Annotated in this window: 18 protein-coding genes; all 18 read right to left on the bottom strand. The window is 36.4% G+C overall.

The features are described 5' to 3' along the window. Positions 1 to 95 precede the first annotated feature (95 nt). Complete coding sequence (gene recA, locus ACFYKX_RS00805; RefSeq protein WP_389357119.1) at positions 96 to 1,136, bottom strand: recombinase RecA; 1,041 nt, start codon at positions 1,134 to 1,136, stop codon at positions 96 to 98. 258 nt (positions 1,137 to 1,394) lie between these two features. Continuing rightward, positions 1,395 to 2,648 (bottom strand): competence/damage-inducible protein A, encoded by a 1,254-nt coding sequence (locus tag ACFYKX_RS00800; RefSeq protein WP_389357117.1) that lies wholly within the window; start codon positions 2,646 to 2,648, stop codon positions 1,395 to 1,397. A gap of 19 nt (positions 2,649 to 2,667) precedes the next feature. Continuing rightward, on the bottom strand, positions 2,668 to 3,246 hold the full coding sequence (gene pgsA / locus ACFYKX_RS00795) for a CDP-diacylglycerol--glycerol-3-phosphate 3-phosphatidyltransferase (RefSeq protein WP_389357115.1): 579 nt from the start codon (positions 3,244 to 3,246) through the stop codon (positions 2,668 to 2,670). 176 nt (positions 3,247 to 3,422) lie between these two features. Continuing rightward, positions 3,423 to 4,343, bottom strand: a complete 921-nt coding sequence (locus ACFYKX_RS00790) for a helix-turn-helix domain-containing protein (RefSeq protein WP_449257602.1) — start codon at positions 4,341 to 4,343, stop codon at positions 3,423 to 3,425. 11 nt (positions 4,344 to 4,354) lie between these two features. Beyond that, on the bottom strand, positions 4,355 to 5,146 hold the full coding sequence (locus tag ACFYKX_RS00785) for a YmfK family protein (protein WP_389357111.1): 792 nt from the start codon (positions 5,144 to 5,146) through the stop codon (positions 4,355 to 4,357). Between the two features lie 332 nt (positions 5,147 to 5,478). Continuing rightward, entirely contained in the window at positions 5,479 to 5,739 is a 261-nt protein-coding gene (locus ACFYKX_RS00780; protein WP_389357109.1) for a DUF3243 domain-containing protein, read from the bottom strand. 99 nt (positions 5,740 to 5,838) lie between these two features. Then, positions 5,839 to 6,564: an elongation factor P 5-aminopentanone reductase gene (gene ymfI, locus ACFYKX_RS00775; RefSeq protein WP_389357107.1), complete on the bottom strand. Its 726-nt coding sequence runs from the start codon at positions 6,562 to 6,564 to the stop codon at positions 5,839 to 5,841. A gap of 279 nt (positions 6,565 to 6,843) precedes the next feature. Further along, positions 6,844 to 8,130: an EF-P 5-aminopentanol modification-associated protein YfmH gene (gene yfmH, locus ACFYKX_RS00770; protein WP_389357105.1), complete on the bottom strand. Its 1,287-nt coding sequence runs from the start codon at positions 8,128 to 8,130 to the stop codon at positions 6,844 to 6,846. Next, positions 8,127 to 9,410 (bottom strand): EF-P 5-aminopentanol modification-associated protein YfmF, encoded by a 1,284-nt coding sequence (yfmF, locus tag ACFYKX_RS00765; RefSeq protein ID WP_389357103.1) that lies wholly within the window; start codon positions 9,408 to 9,410, stop codon positions 8,127 to 8,129. Before yfmF ends, yfmH begins: the two co-directional genes overlap by 4 nt. Before the next feature lie 393 nt (positions 9,411 to 9,803). Then, the gene (locus tag ACFYKX_RS00760; protein WP_389357101.1) at positions 9,804 to 10,892 is read right to left on the bottom strand and encodes a GGDEF domain-containing protein; all 1,089 of its coding nucleotides are present in this window, start codon (positions 10,890 to 10,892) and stop codon (positions 9,804 to 9,806) included. A gap of 246 nt (positions 10,893 to 11,138) precedes the next feature. After that, the gene (locus tag ACFYKX_RS00755; RefSeq protein ID WP_389357099.1) at positions 11,139 to 12,089 is read right to left on the bottom strand and encodes an ABC transporter permease; all 951 of its coding nucleotides are present in this window, start codon (positions 12,087 to 12,089) and stop codon (positions 11,139 to 11,141) included. 1 nt (position 12,090) lies between these two features. After that, positions 12,091 to 13,167, bottom strand: coding sequence for an ABC transporter permease (locus ACFYKX_RS00750; protein ID WP_389357097.1), 1,077 nt, complete (start codon positions 13,165 to 13,167; stop codon positions 12,091 to 12,093). Beyond that, entirely contained in the window at positions 13,164 to 14,687 is a 1,524-nt protein-coding gene (locus tag ACFYKX_RS00745) for an ABC transporter ATP-binding protein (protein ID WP_389357095.1), read from the bottom strand. The genes ACFYKX_RS00750 and ACFYKX_RS00745 overlap by 4 nt, the downstream gene beginning before the upstream one ends. Before the next feature lie 238 nt (positions 14,688 to 14,925). Then, complete coding sequence (locus tag ACFYKX_RS00740; RefSeq protein ID WP_389357093.1) at positions 14,926 to 16,023, bottom strand: BMP family lipoprotein; 1,098 nt, start codon at positions 16,021 to 16,023, stop codon at positions 14,926 to 14,928. 75 nt (positions 16,024 to 16,098) lie between these two features. Continuing rightward, positions 16,099 to 16,824, bottom strand: coding sequence for a GntR family transcriptional regulator (locus tag ACFYKX_RS00735; RefSeq protein WP_389357091.1), 726 nt, complete (start codon positions 16,822 to 16,824; stop codon positions 16,099 to 16,101). Between the two features lie 299 nt (positions 16,825 to 17,123). Beyond that, positions 17,124 to 19,478, bottom strand: a complete 2,355-nt coding sequence (locus tag ACFYKX_RS00730; RefSeq protein ID WP_389357089.1) for an FtsK/SpoIIIE family DNA translocase — start codon at positions 19,476 to 19,478, stop codon at positions 17,124 to 17,126. A gap of 405 nt (positions 19,479 to 19,883) precedes the next feature. After that, the gene (locus ACFYKX_RS00725; RefSeq protein WP_389357087.1) at positions 19,884 to 20,096 is read right to left on the bottom strand and encodes a YlzJ-like family protein; all 213 of its coding nucleotides are present in this window, start codon (positions 20,094 to 20,096) and stop codon (positions 19,884 to 19,886) included. Then, complete coding sequence (locus ACFYKX_RS00720) at positions 20,093 to 20,833, bottom strand: ClpP family protease (RefSeq protein WP_389357085.1); 741 nt, start codon at positions 20,831 to 20,833, stop codon at positions 20,093 to 20,095. Before ACFYKX_RS00720 ends, ACFYKX_RS00725 begins: the two co-directional genes overlap by 4 nt. Between the last annotated feature and the right edge of the window lie 241 nt (positions 20,834 to 21,074).

Below are 21,074 nucleotides of genomic sequence, written 5' to 3'. Positions count from 1 at the left end.
CACCCTTTTTTAAATATTTCGAAAAAACTACAAATTTCATCATATTCCTTCACAAAAAACCAGCAAAGTGTACGACCTTGCTGGTTTCGCTAAGATTAATCAATTAATTCAAATTCTTCTTGATCTTCGTCTTCAGGTGCCGTTTTAACACCATCTAAACCATAGTGTTCACGAATTTTCTTTTGAATTTCTAGGCGAATGCTTGGGTTTTCTTTTAAGAATATCTTCGCGTTTTCACGTCCTTGCCCAAGACGCTCATCATTGTAGGAATACCATGATCCGCTTTTTTGTACGATATCCAACTCAGAACCCATATCGATAATTTCACCCTCTTTTGAAATACCTTCTCCGTACATAATATCTACTTCTGCTGTACGGAAAGGAGGAGCTACTTTATTCTTAACGACTTTGATCTTTGTTTTGTTACCAACCATATCATTACCTTGCTTTAGTGTTTCAGCACGACGTACTTCTAGACGAACAGAAGAATAGAACTTGAGCGCACGTCCACCAGGAGTTGTTTCAGGATTCCCAAACATAACCCCAACTTTTTCACGAATCTGGTTAATGAAGATTGCAATCGTTTTGGATTTATTGATAGCACCTGAAAGTTTACGAAGAGCTTGAGACATTAAACGAGCTTGTAAACCAACGTGTGAATCTCCCATTTCCCCTTCAATTTCCGCTTTTGGTACAAGGGCTGCAACCGAGTCAATAACTAGAATATCGACAGCTCCACTTCTAACAAGTGCTTCTGCAATCTCTAGAGCTTGCTCTCCCGTATCTGGTTGCGATAGTAATAACTCGTCAATATTTACTCCTAGTTTTTGAGCATAAACAGGATCTAACGCGTGCTCCGCATCAATAAATGCTGCTTGTCCCCCTGTTGCTTGAACTTCAGCAATCGCATGTAAAGCAACAGTTGTTTTACCTGAACTTTCAGGACCGTAAATCTCAATAATACGTCCACGTGGATACCCACCTATCCCAAGGGCTGTGTCCAATGCTAATGATCCACTTGGCATAGTAGAGATTTGGCGATCTGTTTGTTCACCAAGCTTCATGATGGATCCTTTACCAAATTGCTTTTCTATTTGTTTTAACGCCATTTCAAGGGCTGCCTGACGATCATTCACTACAATTTCCTCCTTAGAACGAATATCTATTATTCGTTATCTCTTTAGAATCTATCATTACTATACCTGTTTTTTATAGGTTTGTCGAGAAAAAAATCGAACATCCATTCGATTTTTTTGCCATTGAATTTTTCTTCAAAACATATTTTTCAGCTAGGGAAAAATATCTTTTTTGCGGGTAGAAACCTTACGAAAACACAATTTTCAATCGTTTTCTGACTATAAAAACAAGAAAAACTTTATTCATCTAGTAGGATTCTATTTGATAGCCTGTATTTCTGATAATGCCTTTAATAGCAGATAGCAGCCATATTTAACGCTTCTAATACGATTTGCTTCTCTAGTTCCTCCTAGTAAAAGCTTTTCTGCCCTTACTGTGTGCCCTTTCACAAAAATCCCTATAAATACGGTGCCTACTGGCTGACCTTCAAGCTCGCTAGGTCCAGCAACGCCAGTAAAGCTAATCCCTATGTCCGATTGAAGTATTTCACTAACATTTTGGGCTAGTTCAGCAGCACACTCTGAACTTACTACACCTTTTTCTTCGATTGTTTCCCTCTTAACCTTTAAAATCTGTTTCTTCACTTCATTCGTATAGCAGACGATTCCGCCTTTTAACACTTCACTTGTGCCTGGTATGGAAGTAAGCTCCTGCTGAAATAATCCACCTGTCAAACTCTCTGCACAAGAAATCGTTAAATTCGATTCTTTTAGTTTTTCAACTAGTACTTTCATAAGAGACGTATCATCATAACCGTAGAAAAATTCCTGAACACGGTCAAGAATTTCTTTTTCCGTCTCATCTATTAAACTATGAGCAGTTTCTAGCGAAATATGTTTTGCCGTTAGCCTAAGTGTCACTTCACCGTCAGAAGCCAAAGGGGCAATCGTAGGATTCGTTTGTTTGTCAATGATGTCCTCGATTTCAGCTTCTAACATGGCTTCCCCTATTCCAAAGAATCGAAGCACTCTAGAGACGATTTTTTCTTCTGTATTAAGCTTACTCATAATAGCCGGCTGTGCATAATCCAGGTACATTGGTTCCATCTCTTTTGGTGGCCCAGGTAAGAGCATGTACATGTGATCATTTTTCGTAAGAAGCATACCTGGAGCCATACCATGGTCATTCTGTAATACCTCAGATTGTTCTAACACAAGTGCTTGTTTTCGATTATTTTCAGTCATGATGCGATTGACTTTTTCAAAATAACGCTCGATGGAGGTCAATGCAAACTCATCAAATACAAGTTTTAGCCCTAAATGAGAAGCAATGGTTTCTTTCGTTAAGTCATCCTTAGTAGGGCCTAAGCCACCTGTAAAAATAATTAAATTAGATCTTTTTTCTGCAATTTCAAGAACAGATTTAAGACGATGTGGATTATCTCCAACTACTGTATGGTAATAAACATTGATCCCTATATCCGCTAATTGCTTTGAGAGAAACCTTGCATTCGTATTGACAATTTGCCCAAGTAACAGTTCTGAACCTACTGCAATTATTTCCGCATTCATTATACTTCCACCTTACAAATTATTTTGAGTTGATAAGGGCATGCTTATTTTTGTTAAAATAATCCCATCCTGACCAAATGGTAAAGAATGTAGCAACCCAAAGAGAAATATCATCAAGTGGGAATGAAATGAGTTCAAAAATGGTATTATGCAATAGGTAAGCTGATATTGCTATGATTTGGGTCCAAGTCTTAATTTTCCCTAACGTATTAGCTGCAACAACTTCCCCTTCCCCAGCGAGGACAAGACGAAGTCCCGTTACAGCAAATTCACGGCTGATTATAATAATAACAATCCAAGAAGGAACCATTTCTAAATCTACTAGTAAAATAAGAGCAGCTGAAACCAATAGTTTATCTGCTAGTGGGTCAAGAAACTTTCCTAAATTAGTGACTAAGTTGTATTTTCTAGCATAATATCCGTCAACCCAATCAGTTGTAGATGCAATAATAAATATTAATCCTCCTATAAAATGAGCTATTGGTAATTCTACTCCGAAAAGATGCATATTCCCCCATGAAAAAGGGTCTAGCGTGATAATTAAAAAAAGTGGGATAAGTAAAATACGTGATATCGTAATTTTATTTGGCAAGTTCATCTTGTTACCTCCGTCCGCCTTCTAGGTATAATTCTTTCAAAAATAAGTGCTATTTCTTTTCTTTCATGAGCCAGACAATACTAATGTCTATAAGAGTAGCTTACACTTTGTCTATGCTTAATTCAAACTATAGAATAAGTTAGCATAAAACGAAAAAATAGTCATCTTTTAGATGACTATTCATTCGTAGGTATAAACCGAATAGTAATATCTTGACGAACCTGATCAGCAGGTGGTACTGCATAGTCTAATTTTACATCATTAATATAGATCTCTGTATTGGTAGAATTCCCGATTACAAGGACAGCCTCTGTTTCTTTCGAGAAATCCACTACTTTTTCACTTTCCTGACCGTCTTTCACTAGCATACCTTGGAAGAATGAATACCCTTTTCCATTAAGCATGTTAACCCAAGTTTCGCCTGTTGAAACAAGCTTTACTACAAATTGGTCGGCTTTTAGCTCGAAAGTAGTTTCCTTACCTTGTGATTGGACAACATTTACTTGTTGTGCAGGAAGTTCTGGTTCCTGCTCAGTTGCTTCTTCCTCTTCTGTTGTCTGTTCGGTTTCACTATCCGTTGTTTCGTTTGTTTCTTCTTCGTCCTCTTTATCTGCGAGATTATCTGATTCCTTATATTCTACCTGTTCGTTTTCATTATTATCTACAGGATTGTCTTGAGCTTCATCACCCGCATTTTGTTGAAGAAGGTAATAAATTAAAACTAGAGCACCAATTATGAATAAGGAAATAATGATTTTCGGAAGGATTTCAAATATTTTACTACTACTTCCTGAAATATCTTTCCTTGTTTGCACTCTCGAGAGTTTTTCAGGAATCTCTTCTTTATTATATGTAGAAGGAATTTCTTGCTTATATTGTTCAAAGAGTTCTTCGGGCTCGATATTAACAGCCTCAGCATATTGCTTAATAAATGCTCGCACATAAAAGGAACCAGGCATGATACTATAGTTGCCTTCTTCAATCCCTACTAAATAGCGTTTTTGTATTTTTGTAACAGTTTGTAAATCGTCTAAGCTCATTCCTTTAGCTAGTCGAGCTTCTTTTAGTCGATTACCTAATTCCGTCAACGATAACACCTTCCAACATATTAAAAATCAAATCCTCCAAAATCAGAATCAGAAAACATTCCATTTTTCTCTACAACATCATACTTAATTTCTTCCTCTGGCTCGTTCCGTAGTTCGATAATATAATCAAAATCTTCAATCGTGTACTCCGTATTTTGCACAAAAATATCAGGGTGTTCAACTACTTTTACCGCTGGAAGACGCATGATTTCCCGTACGAGCTGCCAATGACGTTCATTGGCTCTTCTTGTGGAAACAATTCCATCTAGAATAAATAAGTTGTTCTCATTATACTCGTCCTCAATTAATTGATTTCGAATTGTTTGTTTAAGTAAGGTCGATGATACGAATAACCACCTTTTGTTTGCACAAACGCTTGACGCGACAATGGACTCAGTTTTACCTACACGAGGCATTCCTCTTATTCCGATCAACTTATGACCTTCCTGTTTAAACAGCTCTGCCATAAAATCAACAAGGAGCCCAAGCTCATCTCGAACGAATCGGAATGTTTTTTTATCATCTGCATCTCTTTGTATGTATCGGCCGTGACGTACAGCCAAACGGTCTCTTAACTTCGGTTCACGTAGTTTTATTACTTTTATTGTGTCCATCGTATTCAAAATAGACTCAAGGCGCTCTATTTGTTCATGATCGTTAGCCAATATTAATAAGCCGCGTCGACCTTCATCCACACCATTAATGGTCACGATATTTATAGATAACATCCCTAATAAAGATGAAATATCACCGAGTAGTCCTGGACGATTCTTTTGGATCTCATATTCTAAATACCATTCTTTTTTCTCCATGGAAAACCTCCTCCGTTTAAGAAGAAAAGCAAGGTAAAACATGCCAATCATGATTTTATAGGACTTTTCGTCAATGGGAGTTGTAGATAGACGAAAAAGCGACAATTTTTAGCATTTTTTATCTAGCTACTATAATATATGATTTTCTACGAAGATGAAAGGAAAAACAAAGAACTACTGCATGAAAATAAAAATTAATAAGTTCACCTTAAAATAAATGAAAACGGATGAGTTATTTTTAGTACAATATACTCCCTACAATTTGAAGTGCTTTTATAAAAAAAGAGAGGAAATTTCACCTCTCTTTTTTTTTACGTTATATAAAATTCCTCTTATTGTTGAGTGCCGTCATTCTGAACTAACTTGACCATCATATTTGCAATGGCATGTTGTTCTTCTGGACTTGCAACAGACCATAAATCAGCAAGAATTCTTTCTTGTTCATTTTTAGGATCCACTTGCTTTGCAAGGTAGTCACCGATTTGGTATGCTAAATCGTTAATTACCTGTTTATTCATTCCTTCATTTTGTGCCTGATGTAAGCGATCACCTAAAAAGTCTTTCCACTGTTCCCAGTTATCTAAAACAGACATGGTATAATCCTCCTTTATTTGTTGTACAAAGTTATTTTGCATTCAACAAGGAGAAAATATACATGTTCAAATGTGTCTAATCGATGAAGCACTTGATCACTAAACATACCATCCACCATTTACAGACAGAACTTGACCAGTAATGTAGGAGGATCTTTCAGATAATAGAAAAGCCACTGCATCACCTATATCGTTGGGAGAACCTAATTTACCCATAGGAATTTCCTCTGTTACTGATTGCAATTCTGCTTCTGTGAAGCCTTCTAACATTCGAGTATGTATAGCGCCTGGAGCCACCCCATTTACACGGATTCCATTTAAGGCAACTTCCTTACTTAATGCTTTTACAAAACTAATCTGGGCCCCCTTTGCAGTTGAATAGGCCACTTCACAAGCAGCTCCTACCTGCCCCCATATGGATGAGATTACTACAATGCTTCCATGCTGTTTTGCAAGTAATTTAGGAAGAAGCTCCTTTGTTAACAAAAGAGGGGTTGTGACATGAACCCGCATTAAGTCATTTAACGTGTGATCATCCAAATCCATCAAAAGTCCGTAATGACTCGTTCCACTATTATGTACAATAGCATCCAAAGAAAATATATTTGACGCAATTTTTTTATAACCATCAGTTGTCGTTAAATCAGCTTGGATGGGTATATATTCCCCGCGGAACCTGTTAAGTGTTTTAATGAGATTACTCATGCTATTTTCATTCTGGTGATAATGTAAATATAACGAATAACCTTCCTCAGCAAGCTTATAAGCAATAGCACTTCCAATTCCACCACTTGCTCCTGTAATTAAAGCAAATTTTCTATTCATCGATTTCACTCCGGCTTATTTATACTAGGCTCTGATAAACGTTGCTGTTGATTTCCGCTCCTGGCGCATGCCTTCCGCTCCAAGCAACTTTCTCCGAAAAATCAACATTATCCTTTAACATAGCTAAATATTAAAGGATTTTATAGAATTATTCCGTCACGCATTGGCTTGGCTTCCTCTTAACACAATCAGCCTCATATTATCATTTTGTCTCATTTATTAGAAGAAATAGACTCAATTAAATAGTAAAGGCGCCGAAATCGACGCCTTACCCTGTGCTTATTTTTTTGGTACGACTTGGCATACACTAAAACGATTTTCGGCTATAAAATCGTTTACTGTAGCTTTAACATCCTCAACCGTGATACCTTCCAACGTTGGTACAACATCAAATAAATTCATCTCATTAAATGCATAACGAGTAAATTGGTTGGCAATATATTCTGGAGAATTGACAGCTCTTAAAAACGCACCTATTTTCTTTTTCTTTGTCCTCTCTAGACTTTCTGTAGTTAGTTCATTATTTTTTGCATCAAGGAGCATTTTCTGCAATGTGTCTGCTAGACGATCAGGATCATTTGTGTCTCCTCCTACCATCGCAAACCCAAACCCATGCTCTTGAGTATAATCATAAGAAAAACTCTCATCGATTAGTCCATCATTATATAATTGATTGTAGTTTTCAGAGCTTTTTCCGAATAGAACATCTAAGAATACATTAAGAGATAATTCATTCTTAAGCATTTCTTTACCACTTTGATTTACATGAAGAGCTTTAATCCCTATTAGACATTTAGAGGATTGAACATTCATTGGTAACACTTGTTTCTTATTTGCGACCTCTTCGATTTCTTCTTCAAAATATCTCTTGATCTCTGGCTGTTTGTTATACTCTTTTTTAGACTGATTGTCTTTAACTTGCTTCATAATACTTTCCGCATCAACCGGTCCAGTGATAAATAACAGCATATTACTCGGGTGGTAGAAAGTATGATAGCATTCATACAGCATATCCTTTGTAATATGCGATATGGAATCAATGGTACCGGCAATATCTATTTTAACTGGATGGTTTTTATACATATTCTCAATGAGCCCAAAATAAAGACGCCAATCAGGATTATCATCATACATGGTAATTTCCTGTCCGATAATACCTTTTTCTTTTTCAACCGTCTTTTCAGCAAAATAAGGCTCTTGAACAAAATCAATTAAAGTTTCTAAATTTCTTTCAACATCAGATGTACTTGAAAATAAATAAGCAGTACGTGTAAAAGATGTAAATGCATTAGCAGAAGCACCTTGTCGACTAAATTGTTGAAAGACATCACCGTCTTCCTTTTCAAACAATTTATGTTCTAAAAAATGGGCAATTCCATCTGGCACGGTGACAAATTCATCTTTTCCTAGCGGGACGAATTTATTGTCTATAGATCCGTATTTTGTTGTAAAGGTAGCATATGTTTTGTTGAATCCTTTTTTCGGAAGGATATAGACATCTAGTCCATTATCCAACTTTTCATGAAAAAGTTCCTCTTGAAGCTGATCGAAGGTGATTTTATTCATGATTGATTCGCCTCCATTCCCGTTAAGAAGTAAATCGTATCAAGTTCGACCTTTTGGGCCACTTTCACAATGTCTTCTTTTGTTGTTTTATCTGTCTGATCTAGCCAGTAATCGAGGGTAACTTCTTTATGTGATACTACATTGTGATATAAGACCTCAACCAAACCTCTTGCTGTGTCAATGGTTTCAAGTAACTGGTTCTTAATAACTGCTTTTGTTTGTTGAATTTCTTGATCAGTAAAGTCACCTGCCTGCATAGCGCTCATTTGTTCTTTAATGATGGATACAGCTTGATCATAGTTTTTATTATCTATTCCTGACATTACCATCATAAGACCTTTATGGCTTTCTAACCGACTAGCAGCATAGTATGCTAAGCTCGCTTTTTCCCTGACATTGATAAACAGTTTTGAGTGTGAAAAACCCCCATAAATCCCGTTAAATAATTGAAGAGCAAAGTAGTCATCATCTCCATATACTACATTGGTCCGATAACCGATATTAAGCTTACCTTGTTTTACGTCTTGCGTTTCTTTTACCTCATGAACGCTTTCCTTTTTATAAAAACCAGTACTTTCGATTTTTTTCGGTGTTCGAGCAGAAAAGCTTAAACACTCATTTGATAATGAGACAACTTCTTCCTCAGAAACATCGCCTATCACATATAGATCCAACTCATCTTCATTAAATACCTTTTGATAATATTCATATAACTCTTCAGCAGTGATGGTATCTACCGCGTTCATCTCGCCATGAACATGCAACGCATAAGGTTCACCTTTGCACATTTCCTCTACTAACCTAGAACTAGAATACTTCATTTTGTCATCGTAGACAGACTGAATTCTTTGTTTAAGCGTTCTTTTTTCCTTTTCTACCGTGTCTTTATCAAAAGAATTATTCTGAACGTTAGGCTTTGTTAATATCTGAGACAGTAACTCAACAGCCTTTCTCAATAACGGTGTTTGGTCCGTTAAGAATTTTTCGTTGGCTATTTCCATTGAAAAACTTATAATTTGATATTCATCTTTTTTTGCCAAGTCTATATTTAATGTAGCACCATACAATTCATCTAAGTATGATCGCAATTTGGTCGTTGTAGGATAATTTTCTGAATTACTTTGCATTACGTACGGTAATAGCGCTCTCTTAGTAACATCCTCTTTATTAAGAGGTGCTTTCATCTTCCAAACAATTGTATTGGTTTTATATTTTTCTGTTTTTACAATGTGTAATTTATAGCCATTCATTTCTTTAACACTTTCAGTGATTACGGCCATGTCCATCCTCCTTTTAGTTACCTGTTTTTATTATTATGTAAGGCTGTTTTCGCATAGATTGTTGCTATTTGTATATGGTCTCCAACACGAGTCTATGCTGCTTTGTGGCATCTTTTCTTCTCTAAATATAGAAAACAGCACCATAATCCGTTTAAAAGCAGTTTAAAGTACTTAAATAGCAACAGAGTTTACGAAAAGAGCCTTATGTAAGAAAGAATTGTGTTATCTTAACTAATTTTCACCCCATATAGAGTTGGTAAAAACACTTACTACAAAGCATAGCCAGAAAAATTATTTCTCCATACTATCATTCCCATAAAAGTATGATTATGAACCCTAATTATGGAGTAACTAGTAGCCTTTTCAATAAAAAAACTCCATCTCGGAGTAATTTTACATCGATTTTATTGCCGGAATGTTGTTATCAAGCTTACTCAAATACTTATGACCTGTTTCAAGAATAGCACGATTTTTTCCTTGCTTTTTTGCTTCGTAGAGGCATTGATCAGCCTTTGATAAAATCTCATCCCTTGTAACGGATGTAGAAGAAAAGGCTATCCCAAAACTCATCGTTACGGTCCAGAGGCTACTTGTAAATGTAAGCTGATTTATTTTACCGTACAAGTCTTCTAAAACAAACATTAGCTGATCCGTTTTCATAGCTGGTAAAATAAAGGCAAATTCTTCCCCACCATAACGGAATGCTTTTCCTTTATATTTAGTAGTAACTTCACTTAAAAGCTTGCCAAGCTTACTTAGTACTTCATCTCCAATCATATGTCCATAACGATCATTAATCGATTTAAAATGGTCAATATCGCCCATCACAAGTATAAAAGGCTCCTCTTTTTTGAATGAAACCTCTAATTCCTCTTGAAAAGATCTATGGTTATATAATCCAGTTAAATAGTCAGTAACCATTAATTCATAATAAATCTCTTTTTGCTTGAAGTGTTTGCGTTCCCTTAGAACAATAAGAGATCCAAATAGGCCAACCACAATTACAAAACAGCTATTTAAAGAGAAAATGATGATTTCATGTGCAGAGATCGTATCTTCTACTAGTAGTAAAGTAAAATACATTAAAACTGATAACGATGAAGATATAAAGGCTCCTTTTGTTTTCCAATAAATAGTTGAGTGCATGACCAACAAAAAAATAATAGGAAACAAAGGACTAGTAACACTTCCAGACAAAAGTAATAACCAAAAAACTACAATAAAGTCAAAAACAATTCCTGCTCTTACGATATATGCAAAACCCTTCGTCTCAGAGTTTATTCGAAGTAATGCAATTTGGGAAATGGTCATGTATAGGATCCCTAATGTAAGTAGAGCGTTAAAAGATCTCTGTTCAAGTTCTAGATATGAGGAAAGATTAGGCATCTTAAATAATACGAGGGCCACAACGAGAAAAATCCATCGTAAATAAGAAAATAATTTTTCAGTCTCATAATCGTTCATATATAACGAAAGTTTCATATTCGTATTCCTCTTTTATTCTGAAAAATTAGTTATATTTTACCATACTGAAGAATATTTTCCATTAAAATAAGTAGACAAATTTCGATATTAGCCCATTCTTTAAGTAGTTATTTCAGTTCTTCTAACTAAATACCCTATAAAGATAGCATTCTTTTTCACGAATCGATTCTTCCTAATACGCAAAAAAGGCTAATTCAAAATAATTAACTGCTTGAATTAGCCTTAATAAATATGCTTTTATGTTTACCTTTTTCCGGAATCAAACGTTTGACCGGCAGCTTTTGGTGCTTGTGAAGATTTAGAGAATATAACTAACGCAATTAATGTAACAACATAAGGGAAAATTTTCAAAATAATTGGCGGTATTACTGCTAACTCAGGGATTACCTGTGAGACGTTTGCAATGGTACTTGCAAAACCAAAAAAGAATGTAGCAGCTAATACTCCATATGGTCTCCATTGACCAAAAATTAAGGACGCTAGTGCTAAGAACCCTAATCCAGATACAGTACCTGTAAATTCACCAGCATACGTTACGATAATCAGAGCACCACCTATCCCAGAGAATGCACCTGAAATAAGTACTCCGCTATAACGAATAGCTCTTACGTTAACCCCAGCAGCTTCAGCAGCCTGAGGGTATTCACCACAAGATCTTAAGCGAAGACCGTATCTCGTTTTATAAAGAACAAATGTACTAACAATTAGAACCAATAGGATAAACCATGTAGTTGGATACGTTTTAGTAAAGAATAAGTCTCCAATTACAGGGATTGAAGAAAGAATAGGAATATCCATTGGCGAAAGTCCATTTGTGATACGGATGTTTCCACTTCCAGTAATATTTCTAGCTAAAAATACAGTCAAAGCTGTTGCAATCAAATTGATTGCTGTACCGCTAATAATTTGGTTAGCACTTAAATTAATGCTAGCAAATGCGTGTAGGATTGAGAATAACATTCCTGCTAACGCTGCTACCAAAATCCCAACCCAAATCGCTACATTGTTATCCACATTTCCTTGAAGATAGTATATCGTTAAAGCTCCAGAGAAAGCCCCAATGACCATCAATCCCTCAAGACCAATATTTACGATTCCACTTCTTTCACTAAATAGACCACCTAAAGCCGTAATAAGAAGAGGAATAGTGAAGATAATTGCATATGGAAAAATTTGCTCTATAATTGTCCACATTTTATTGCTCCCCCTTCTTAACATCAGGCACGACTATTTCTTGCTTATTACCACGCTTCCAAAATTTATTTACTACACGCTCGATAAGTACACTTGTAGCTGCAAAATAAATGATAATAGCAATAATGGTATTAGCTAGCTCCGGTGGAATCTCAGTCATAGCATTCATAAAGCCTGTACCAGAATATAGAATTCCAAATAGGATAGCTGCGAAAAATACTCCAAACGGTGTGTTTGCACCTAGCAATGCAACCGCTATGCCATCGTAGCCTTGTGTTGGTAATATTCCGATTTGTATACTAGAGGCATTACCCGTATACAGCGCTACACCGCCAAGACCAGCCAGTCCACCAGAGATCAGCATGGATAGGATAATATTTGAATTCACTCGCATCCCTGCATACTCCGCAGCAAAGCGATTAAAACCTACTGCCTTTAACTCAAATCCTAAAGTTGTTTTATTTATTATAAACGCAACAATAATTACAGTAATAACTGCTATAAATAAACCTAGGTTAATATATGAGCCAGCAAACATTTCAGTCAAAAACGGCACTCTTAAGGTAGCTTCCTCTGGCAACTTTCTAGACTCGGTTTCAAGAAACTCTCCCTTAAAATAACCCGGAATCACATAATATACTGTCCAATATGCAATCCAGTTCATCATGATGGTAGATACAACTTCATGTACATTAAACTTAGCTTTTAAAAGCCCAGGAATAAATGCCCATAATGCTCCACCTATAAACCCTACAAGAATCATTGTAATAAGCAAAACGGGTCTTGATAAATCAAAGCTTAGTCCAACCGCTGTTGCAAAAAGCCCACCTATTAACATTTGTCCAGAAGCACCAATATTAAATAGACCTGTTCGGAAAGCAAAAGCAACAGAAAGCCCAGTGAAAATTAGTGGGGTCGCGGTAGCTAACGTATTCCCAATCCGCTCAATATTTTTTAATGCCCCTTGGAATAAGTAAGAATACCCTTCTATCGGATTACTACCAATGAATAGCATTAATATTCCACCAGCTACTAACCCTAAGACAATAGCTATCAACGATACAATCGTCTGTCTCATACACTTCTCTCCTTACTAACGCCTGCCATCATTAACCCTACTTCATTTTCATCCGTTTCAGCAGCATTAACGATTCCAACTAACTCTCCATTATTAATAACTGCAATACGATCTGATAGTTTTAGGACTTCATCTAACTCTAATGAAACGAGGAGAACAGCATTACCTTGATCCCGGTGTTCTATCAATCTTCTATGGATATACTCAATGGAACCAACATCCAGTCCTCGTGTTGGTTGAACGGCAATAAGTAATTTCGGATTTAATTCTAGCTCTCTTCCGATAATCGCTTTTTGCTGATTTCCACCTGATAACGTACGAGCAATTGAATCCGCACCCTCACCAGAACGTACATCAAAGTTTTCTAATATATTCTTTGCATACTTTTTCATTTCCGATTCATTCAATAACCCAAACTTGGCAAAAGGAGGCTTATTATATACTTCTAATACCATGTTTGATTGTAGTGTATAATCTAAAACTAGTCCTCTTTTATGTCTATCCTCAGGAATATGCCCTATCCCTTTATCAATCCTAGAGCGGATTGATACATTTGTAATTTCCTCGTCATTTAATAAAACAGTTCCTGACTCCGCCTTTCTAAGGCCAGTAATAGCTTCTATGAGTTCAGTTTGTCCATTCCCATCTACTCCAGCAATACCTAAAATTTCACCCTCTTTAACTTCGAGTGAGAAATCTTTAAGACCTAAAACTTTTCGATTACTTTTAACTGATAAATGATCTATTTTAAGTACGGTGTTACCGACTTTACTTTCTGTCTTATCCACTTTAAATGATACACGGCGACCTACCATCATCTCCGCAAGGCTTGCCTCACTAGCGTCAGCCACATCTACTGTCCCAATTGATTTTCCACGACGAATAACTGTACAACGATCTGCTACAGCTTTAATTTCTTTTAACTTATGAGTAATAATAATGATAGACTTTCCTTCTTTAATAAGGTTACGCATAATTTTCATTAATTCATCAATTTCACTTGGAGTTAACACTGCTGTTGGTTCATCAAAAATAAGAACGTCTGCTTCACGATAAAGTGTTTTCATAATTTCTACCCTTTGTTGCATACCTACTGAAATATCTTCAATCTTGGCATGAGGGTCTACATTTAATCCATAATGCTTTGATAATTCCTCAATTCTCTTAGCAGCTTTGTCAATATCAAGTACGAACCCTTTTAGAGGCTCACTTCCTAAGATGATATTTTCAGTTACTGTAAAATTGTCAACCAACTTAAAATGTTGATGAACCATCCCAATCCCTAAACGATTTGCAACATTAGGATTAGTGATTTTTACTTCTTTACCATCCACTTTAATAGTCCCTTTTTCAGGTTGATACATCCCAAAAAGAACACCCATTAAAGTCGATTTACCTGCGCCATTTTCACCTAAAAGAGCATGAATTTCCCCTTTTTTAAGGGACAAGGAAATATTGTCATTTGCAACAATCCCAGGAAATTCCTTACGAATATTGAGCATTTCAACAACATAACTCATAAGTAACACTCACCTTTTTTTATAGTCTAAGGTTCCCTATTTTGATGGGACTCCCCTATCTCTACCACTGTAGGATAATGACTGATTGCATTTCTTTAGTAATATATATAATAAAATTGCCCATTTATATGTAGTCGGGTATATAGTATTTCAATATAAACTATTGTTAGCACTCATCGTAGTAATATACAAAAGAGACGGATAAAAGCAACCGTCTCTTTTGACTTTCTACCTACTCTTACTTAAATAAATTTCCTTGTTCAGGAGAGACTTTAATTTCCTCTGATTTAATCTTTTCGTAAATTTCGCCAACTTGATTCGTTGTTTCTTCACTTAGGTTTGGATTTTCTGCCGGTAAGCCAATTCCATCATTTTTAGCATCGAAAACCAATGTTTGGCCACCTGGGAAACTTCCATCTAACTCTTGCTTAATCATGTCAAAAGCAACTTGGTCTAACTTTTTCATTGCAGATGTTAAAATAACTGACTTTTCACCTTCATAAATACCATCAGCATATTGGTCTACGTCTACACCAACAATCCATACTTCTTCTCCAGCTTCAGCACGTGTTTTTGCTTCGGTAATTGCACCAACACCAACTCCACCAGCTGCAGTAAAGATAACGTTTACACCACGATCAAACATTTGAGCAGCAATTTGTTGTCCTGCTGCAGAGTTATCAAAAGTTCCTTGGTATAGTACGTTTTCTTGTTTCATTGTAACGTTTGTGCCTAAGTTTTCATTCGCATATTGTACACCTTGTTGGAAGCCCCAGTTAAACTTTTGTACAGCAGGGATTTCCATTCCACCGATGAATCCAGCTTCTGCTTCTTTTAATTCTAGAGCAGCAGCAACACCAGCTAAGAAACCTGATTCATGTTCTGCGAAGAATACAGAAACCGTATTATCCTTAACTACTGGATTATAATCACCAGAGTGAGGGTTTCCATCAATAATTACAAACTTAGCATCTTCGTAACGATCTTGTGCTTGGAATACAGCCGTTTCGAACTTAAATCCTGGAGTAATGATAAACTTATAATCTGCATCATATAAGTTTCCAATCTCTTTTAAGTAATCTGCTTCAGTTGTACCTGCAGGCTTAAGGTATTTTTCTTGAATTCCAAGTTCTTCTTTAGCATCAAGAATTCCTTCCCATGTACCTTGGTTGAACGACTTATCATCAATCGTCCCTGCATCTGTTACCATACCTACTTTAAGATCTACTTTATCTGCATTGTCACCATTACCTTCATCGCCGCCACCACAAGCAGCTAATACTGTACTTGCAGCTAACAACAATGACATAACAAAACCAAATTTACGTTTCTTCAAGATTTTTACCCCCTATAAAGTTTATTAGTAGAAATGCTTAGGAAAGCCTTATTTTTGTCTTCGGCGATATAAGACTTATACTCTTTTTCGCAAAACATGAAAACAAAATTTGTCGGCTCTAAAATAGTTTACCGAAAAAAGGACAGCTTCATCCATTTCATCATAATGGATTTGCTTTAAGACTAATAAAGCTGTTTCAGGATCGCACTCAAGGATGGGGGAGATTTTTTCGTGATACCCAATCGGCTCTATTTGAGCAATAGCATATGTAATTTTTCTGTGTCCTTCATCTTCTAGTATGCTTAATAGAGATTCCTCTTTGTGCGGAAAGGTTTTTGATAGGAATTTACTCGGGACTTTATCAATGCAGTAAACCACAGGTTCTGTGTTTGCAGTACGTACCCTTTCAATCACGGTAATTTCCTCATCCTCTAAACAGTTAAATCGTCCCAAATCCTCTTCGGTTGGACTTTGTGTAGTCGAGCTTAAAAAAATCGTTCCTGGTTTCATCCCCGCATGAACAATCATATTTGTGACACTATTTAACTGTTCAATTCCAGATGTGAATAGTGGCTTTGAATTTACAAAGGTACCTACTCCGTGTCGACGTGTGATAACGTTTTCTTCTTCAAGGATTCGAAGCGCTTCTCTTAATGTTGCTCTACTAACACCAAGTTGCTTGGCAAGATCAAACTCAGAAGGTAGTTTTTCCTTTTCCTTATAAACACCTTTCTCAATATCTTGCTTTAATCGCTCGATAACTTGTAAGTACAAATGCCGGCTATCAGATTTTATGGACATGCAAGGCTCCTCCAGCAACTTTTTCTTAAGACATCAGACCTCTGATGTTCAATCACTCCTACTAATCGAAAATAATATAACACTTTTTAAGACATAAATAAATAGATTGTCGAAAAAAGTAGAATTTTTTTCATTTATTGAGCTGTTATAATGAAGTTCTTATTCAAGGGCTATCCCTGACTATTGAGATAAGTTAAGGGTAAACCAATCATCACCTCATACTATCAGCATTGTCTCTCACAAAGTTCTACATAAAAAAGAGTCGGAGAAACTTCCGACCCTTTTTTAAATCCCTTCATTTAAGAACTAGCCTCTTCAGAAGGAGGCTTTGACATTAATACTGCCCTAGGTTTGCTACCTTCATAAGGACCTACTACTCCACGAAGTTCCATTTCATCAATCAATCTCGCAGCTCTCGTATATCCAATTCTAAACCTTCTTTGTAACATCGATACAGAGGCAGTTTGCATTTCTAATATGAGATCAACTGCTTCATTATATAATTCATCTTCTACTTCACCGCTAGCTTCTGGGATTTCATCTGGAATCATCTCTTCTTGATACTGAACTTTCTGTTGGTCAATGACAAAATCAACGATTTCTTCTACTTCATCATCCGATAGGAACGCACCTTGTACACGAATTGGTTTCGATGCCCCTACTGGTAAAAATAACATATCCCCTCTACCTAGAAGTTTTTCCGCACCACCCATATCAAGAATCGTTCTTGAATCGGTCATCGATGAAACAGCAAACGCAATTCGAGAAGGTATATTCGCTTTGATAACTCCTGTGATTACATCCACAGATGGCCTTTGTGTTGCAATAATTAAATGAATTCCGGCAGCACGTGCCATTTGTGCTAAACGCGTAATGGCATCCTCTACATCAGAAGAAGCGACCATCATTAAATCCGCTAGCTCGTCGACGATAACAACGATATACGGTAACAGCGGCTGCTTAGCTTCTTCTTCAGCATTATGCCTTTTAATGTGCTCATTATACCCTTCAATATTTCTCGTACCTGTATGAGAAAATAATTCATATCGGCGTTCCATCTCACTTACGACTTTCTGTAATGCTTGTGAAGCTTTTTTCGGATTTGTTACGACAGGTGCTAATAAATGAGGGATGCCATTATAAACGTTCAATTCGACCATCTTAGGGTCAATCATCATTAATTTTACTTCATGGGGTTTGGCTCTCATTAAAATACTAGTAATAATCCCGTTTATACAAACACTTTTCCCACTACCGGTAGCCCCTGCCACAAGCAAATGAGGCATTTTATTCAATTCAGCAAGGACTGCTTCTCCGGTAATGTCTCGACCTAAGCCAATCATTAATTTTGAGTCTGGCTTATCGTTTTGCTTTGATTCGAGAACCTCTCTTAATGACACCATTGCCACTTCTGAGTTCGGCACTTCAATCCCTATCGCTGATTTCCCTGGGATCGGTGCTTCTATTCGAATATCCTTTGCTGCAAGCGCAAGAGCTAAGTCGTCATTTAAACTAACAATTTTACTAACCTTCACCCCTACATCTGGATGAACCTCATATTTTGTAACCGCAGGTCCTAAATGCACCTGAGTAACCCTTGCTTTAACCCCAAAGCTTTGGAACGTTCTTTCAAGCTTGGCAGCATTCGCATGAATTAATTCGTATTCTCCACTTTGATCCGTCTGTCTAGGAAGCTTTAATAATTTAATAGGAGGCAGTTCGTAATCGACATTTTCAATTTCAGTAAATGTAATTGCGGGTGTGATTTCGTCTTCAGTTGAATGATCTTCTGTTACGATTTGCTGCTGTGTGTTAGGACCTATCGTTTCTTCTGTATCCAAATGCTGTTTGTAAGCCTTCTCTGCAAAGTTTGAAATGATAGGCTCCGGTGGTTGTTCCTCAACATCAGCAAGCTTCACCGTTGAAAAAATGGGTTCTGCCTGTTCTTTATTAGCTTCCTCTACTCTCTGTTTTTCTTTTTCTAGTTTTCTAATTTCCTTCTTCTCCTTACGGTCTTGTCTCCACTCAGCAAGATCATTCAGAAAAGCATCCCATTGTTTTTTTGAAAAATTTGAAATAGATATAAGTACTTTGCCAACTGCCTCACCAAATGTTTTACCTGTTAATAAAATGAATCCTATCATGATGAGGACCACTGCAATAATCTTTGTACCTGCCTCAGCGAACAAATAATAGAATAGAGCAAATAAAATAGCACCCAGCATACCTCCACCTAAATCCGTGGTACTGGTCTCACCGTTAATCTCCATCCAATAGAGTTCCCATGTATTCCCAATGACACTTGGATCTTGAAACTTCCCGCCATTTGATAGAAGTTCAAACAATGTTACATGACTAAGCAACAATAGAGATAGAATAATTAAATATAGGCCTATTAACTTTGGATGGAAAAAGGTTGGTATTTCTCTTTTCCACATTAAATATCCACCAATAACGATTAATCCAATAAGATTGACGATATACCATTCCCCTGAAAAAAATCGAAAAAACATAACAGTTGTGTTCCCAACTGCTCCTAGTCTTGCCATGGCTATAGCAGCTAAAGCTATTAAGACAAGGCCGATTAATTCAAATTGAACGGTTCGTTTAAATCCCTCTTTGCTTTTTGATCTTCTTCTTTTTCTTTTGGCCATAAATTATCACCTAAATTATTTTTTTCGCACATTCATCACTAAACATATGCATGTGTAAAGTGTGAAAAATTGATTATGTAAAAATAGGGTGCAGCACTTTATAGCTCCCCAAATACTTCATAGCAAAGTATTTACGTGAGTGCCTAATATTTTCATTCTTCTCACTTTTCTTTTAAAACAAACTATAAACTAGCTTTCAGTTCGTTTTAACGGTTATATATCCTACCATTAGTGAATGAATGATAGTGTTAAATGCGTTATTAGCAAGTTAAACACCTAAAAATAAACTTAAGATACTCATCTAAATAAAGCCTTTAATGAAGAAAGCAGCCTTAAATGGCTGCCTCTTGTATTTATACCTTATTATACCACAATGCTTGTCCCTGTGGTGCTCCCTTGTAATTACTACTGTAAAGAAATTTTTTCTCCTGGTGAACATCTTTGGTCAAGGAAATGAGAAGGATCACTGCTTAATATACGTACAACTCTATAGGATTGATCTTCTACCATTTCAACGAGCAATGGGATTCCGTTATACGAGATTGTGCTTTGCTTCCCAAATTCACTTGCTTCGCTTTGGAAGATTAATTCTTGCGGCATCATTGTATATAGAATCATTGTACTAGACCTTCATTCTTTTCCTTATTAATATCAATCAGTTCGTTTAACTTCTTCATAGCTTGACCAATCCCACCAACTTCATCAATCAATCCGTATTGAACAGCGTCTGTACCTACTACATTTGTACCAATGTCTCTCGTTAAATTTCCTTTTTCAAACATCAAATTTTTAAACTTTTCTTCGGTAATATTTGAATGGCGAGTCACAAAACTTACTACTCTTTCTTGCATTTTATCTAAATACTCAAAAGTTTGAGGTACACCAATTACTAAACCGGTTAATCTAATTGGATGAATGGTCATAGTAGCTGTTTCTGCAATAAAGGAATAGTCACATGAAACAGCTATTGGAACTCCAATAGAATGACCTCCCCCTAGTACGATGGAAACTGTTGGCTTTGATAATGAAGCTAGCATTTCAGAAATAGCAAGTCCAGCCTCAACATCTCCTCCGACCGTATTTAGGATTACCAATAAACCCTCTATTTTAGGATTTTGCTCAATCGCTACTATTTGAGGGATTAGATGTTCATATTTTGTTGTTTTATTTTGTGGTGGTAATTGTAAATGCCCCTCTATTTGACCAACAATTGTCAAGCAGTGAATGGTAGAATCCTGAGAAAGTTGCGGGACGTTGGTTTGCCCGAGTTGTTGGATTTTTTCCAATAATGGAGATGGTTTATCTTCTTTTGGTTGCTCCTGGCCTTCACCATTTTGTTTCGTTTCTTTATCCATCCTTATTTCTCCCTTCAGACATTAATATTGTTAGTATGAACGGCTAAATGGTTTTCATGCGAAAGTTTGGAAATAAAGGTAACAAACCAAACAACAAAAAACGACACATCGAGTGTCGTTTCAGACTGTAGACAAACTCGAGAATTCGTGGTTGCCTATATTCTTTTTTAAAATAAATTAAGTTATAAACTATATAATCGTTGATTTACGCTACGGGCGAACGCTTTCCGCGGGCGGGGTC

The organism is Cytobacillus spartinae (assembly GCF_042865285.1).
Taxonomy (GTDB): Bacteria; Bacillota; Bacilli; order Bacillales; family Cytobacillaceae; genus Robertmurraya_A; species Robertmurraya_A spartinae.
Note: the sequence above shows the minus strand (reverse complement) of the source record. Positions and strands in the feature narration are given on the sequence as shown.

Coding starts and splice junctions, on each gene's coding strand:
- ACFYKX_RS00800 (WP_389357117.1), bottom strand. CDS start 2,648: ATGAATGCGGAAATAATTGCAGTAGGTTCAGAACTGTTACTTGGGCAA.
- pgsA (WP_389357115.1), bottom strand. CDS start 3,246: ATGAACTTGCCAAATAAAATTACGATATCACGTATTTTACTTATCCCA.
- ACFYKX_RS00785 (WP_389357111.1), bottom strand. CDS start 5,146: ATGGAGAAAAAAGAATGGTATTTAGAATATGAGATCCAAAAGAATCGT.
- ACFYKX_RS00780 (WP_389357109.1), bottom strand. CDS start 5,739: ATGTCTGTTTTAGATAACTGGGAACAGTGGAAAGACTTTTTAGGTGAT.
- ymfI (WP_389357107.1), bottom strand. CDS start 6,564: ATGAATAGAAAATTTGCTTTAATTACAGGAGCAAGTGGTGGAATTGGA.
- yfmH (WP_389357105.1), bottom strand. CDS start 8,130: ATGAATAAAATCACCTTCGATCAGCTTCAAGAGGAACTTTTTCATGAA.
- yfmF (WP_389357103.1), bottom strand. CDS start 9,410: ATGGCCGTAATCACTGAAAGTGTTAAAGAAATGAATGGCTATAAATTA.
- ACFYKX_RS00760 (WP_389357101.1), bottom strand. CDS start 10,892: ATGAAACTTTCGTTATATATGAACGATTATGAGACTGAAAAATTATTT.
- ACFYKX_RS00755 (WP_389357099.1), bottom strand. CDS start 12,089: ATGTGGACAATTATAGAGCAAATTTTTCCATATGCAATTATCTTCACT.
- ACFYKX_RS00750 (WP_389357097.1), bottom strand. CDS start 13,167: ATGAGACAGACGATTGTATCGTTGATAGCTATTGTCTTAGGGTTAGTA.
- ACFYKX_RS00745 (WP_389357095.1), bottom strand. CDS start 14,687: ATGAGTTATGTTGTTGAAATGCTCAATATTCGTAAGGAATTTCCTGGG.
- ACFYKX_RS00735 (WP_389357091.1), bottom strand. CDS start 16,824: ATGTCCATAAAATCTGATAGCCGGCATTTGTACTTACAAGTTATCGAG.
- ACFYKX_RS00730 (WP_389357089.1), bottom strand. CDS start 19,478: ATGGCCAAAAGAAAAAGAAGAAGATCAAAAAGCAAAGAGGGATTTAAA.
- ACFYKX_RS00725 (WP_389357087.1), bottom strand. CDS start 20,096: ATGATTCTATATACAATGATGCCGCAAGAATTAATCTTCCAAAGCGAA.
- ACFYKX_RS00720 (WP_389357085.1), bottom strand. CDS start 20,833: ATGGATAAAGAAACGAAACAAAATGGTGAAGGCCAGGAGCAACCAAAA.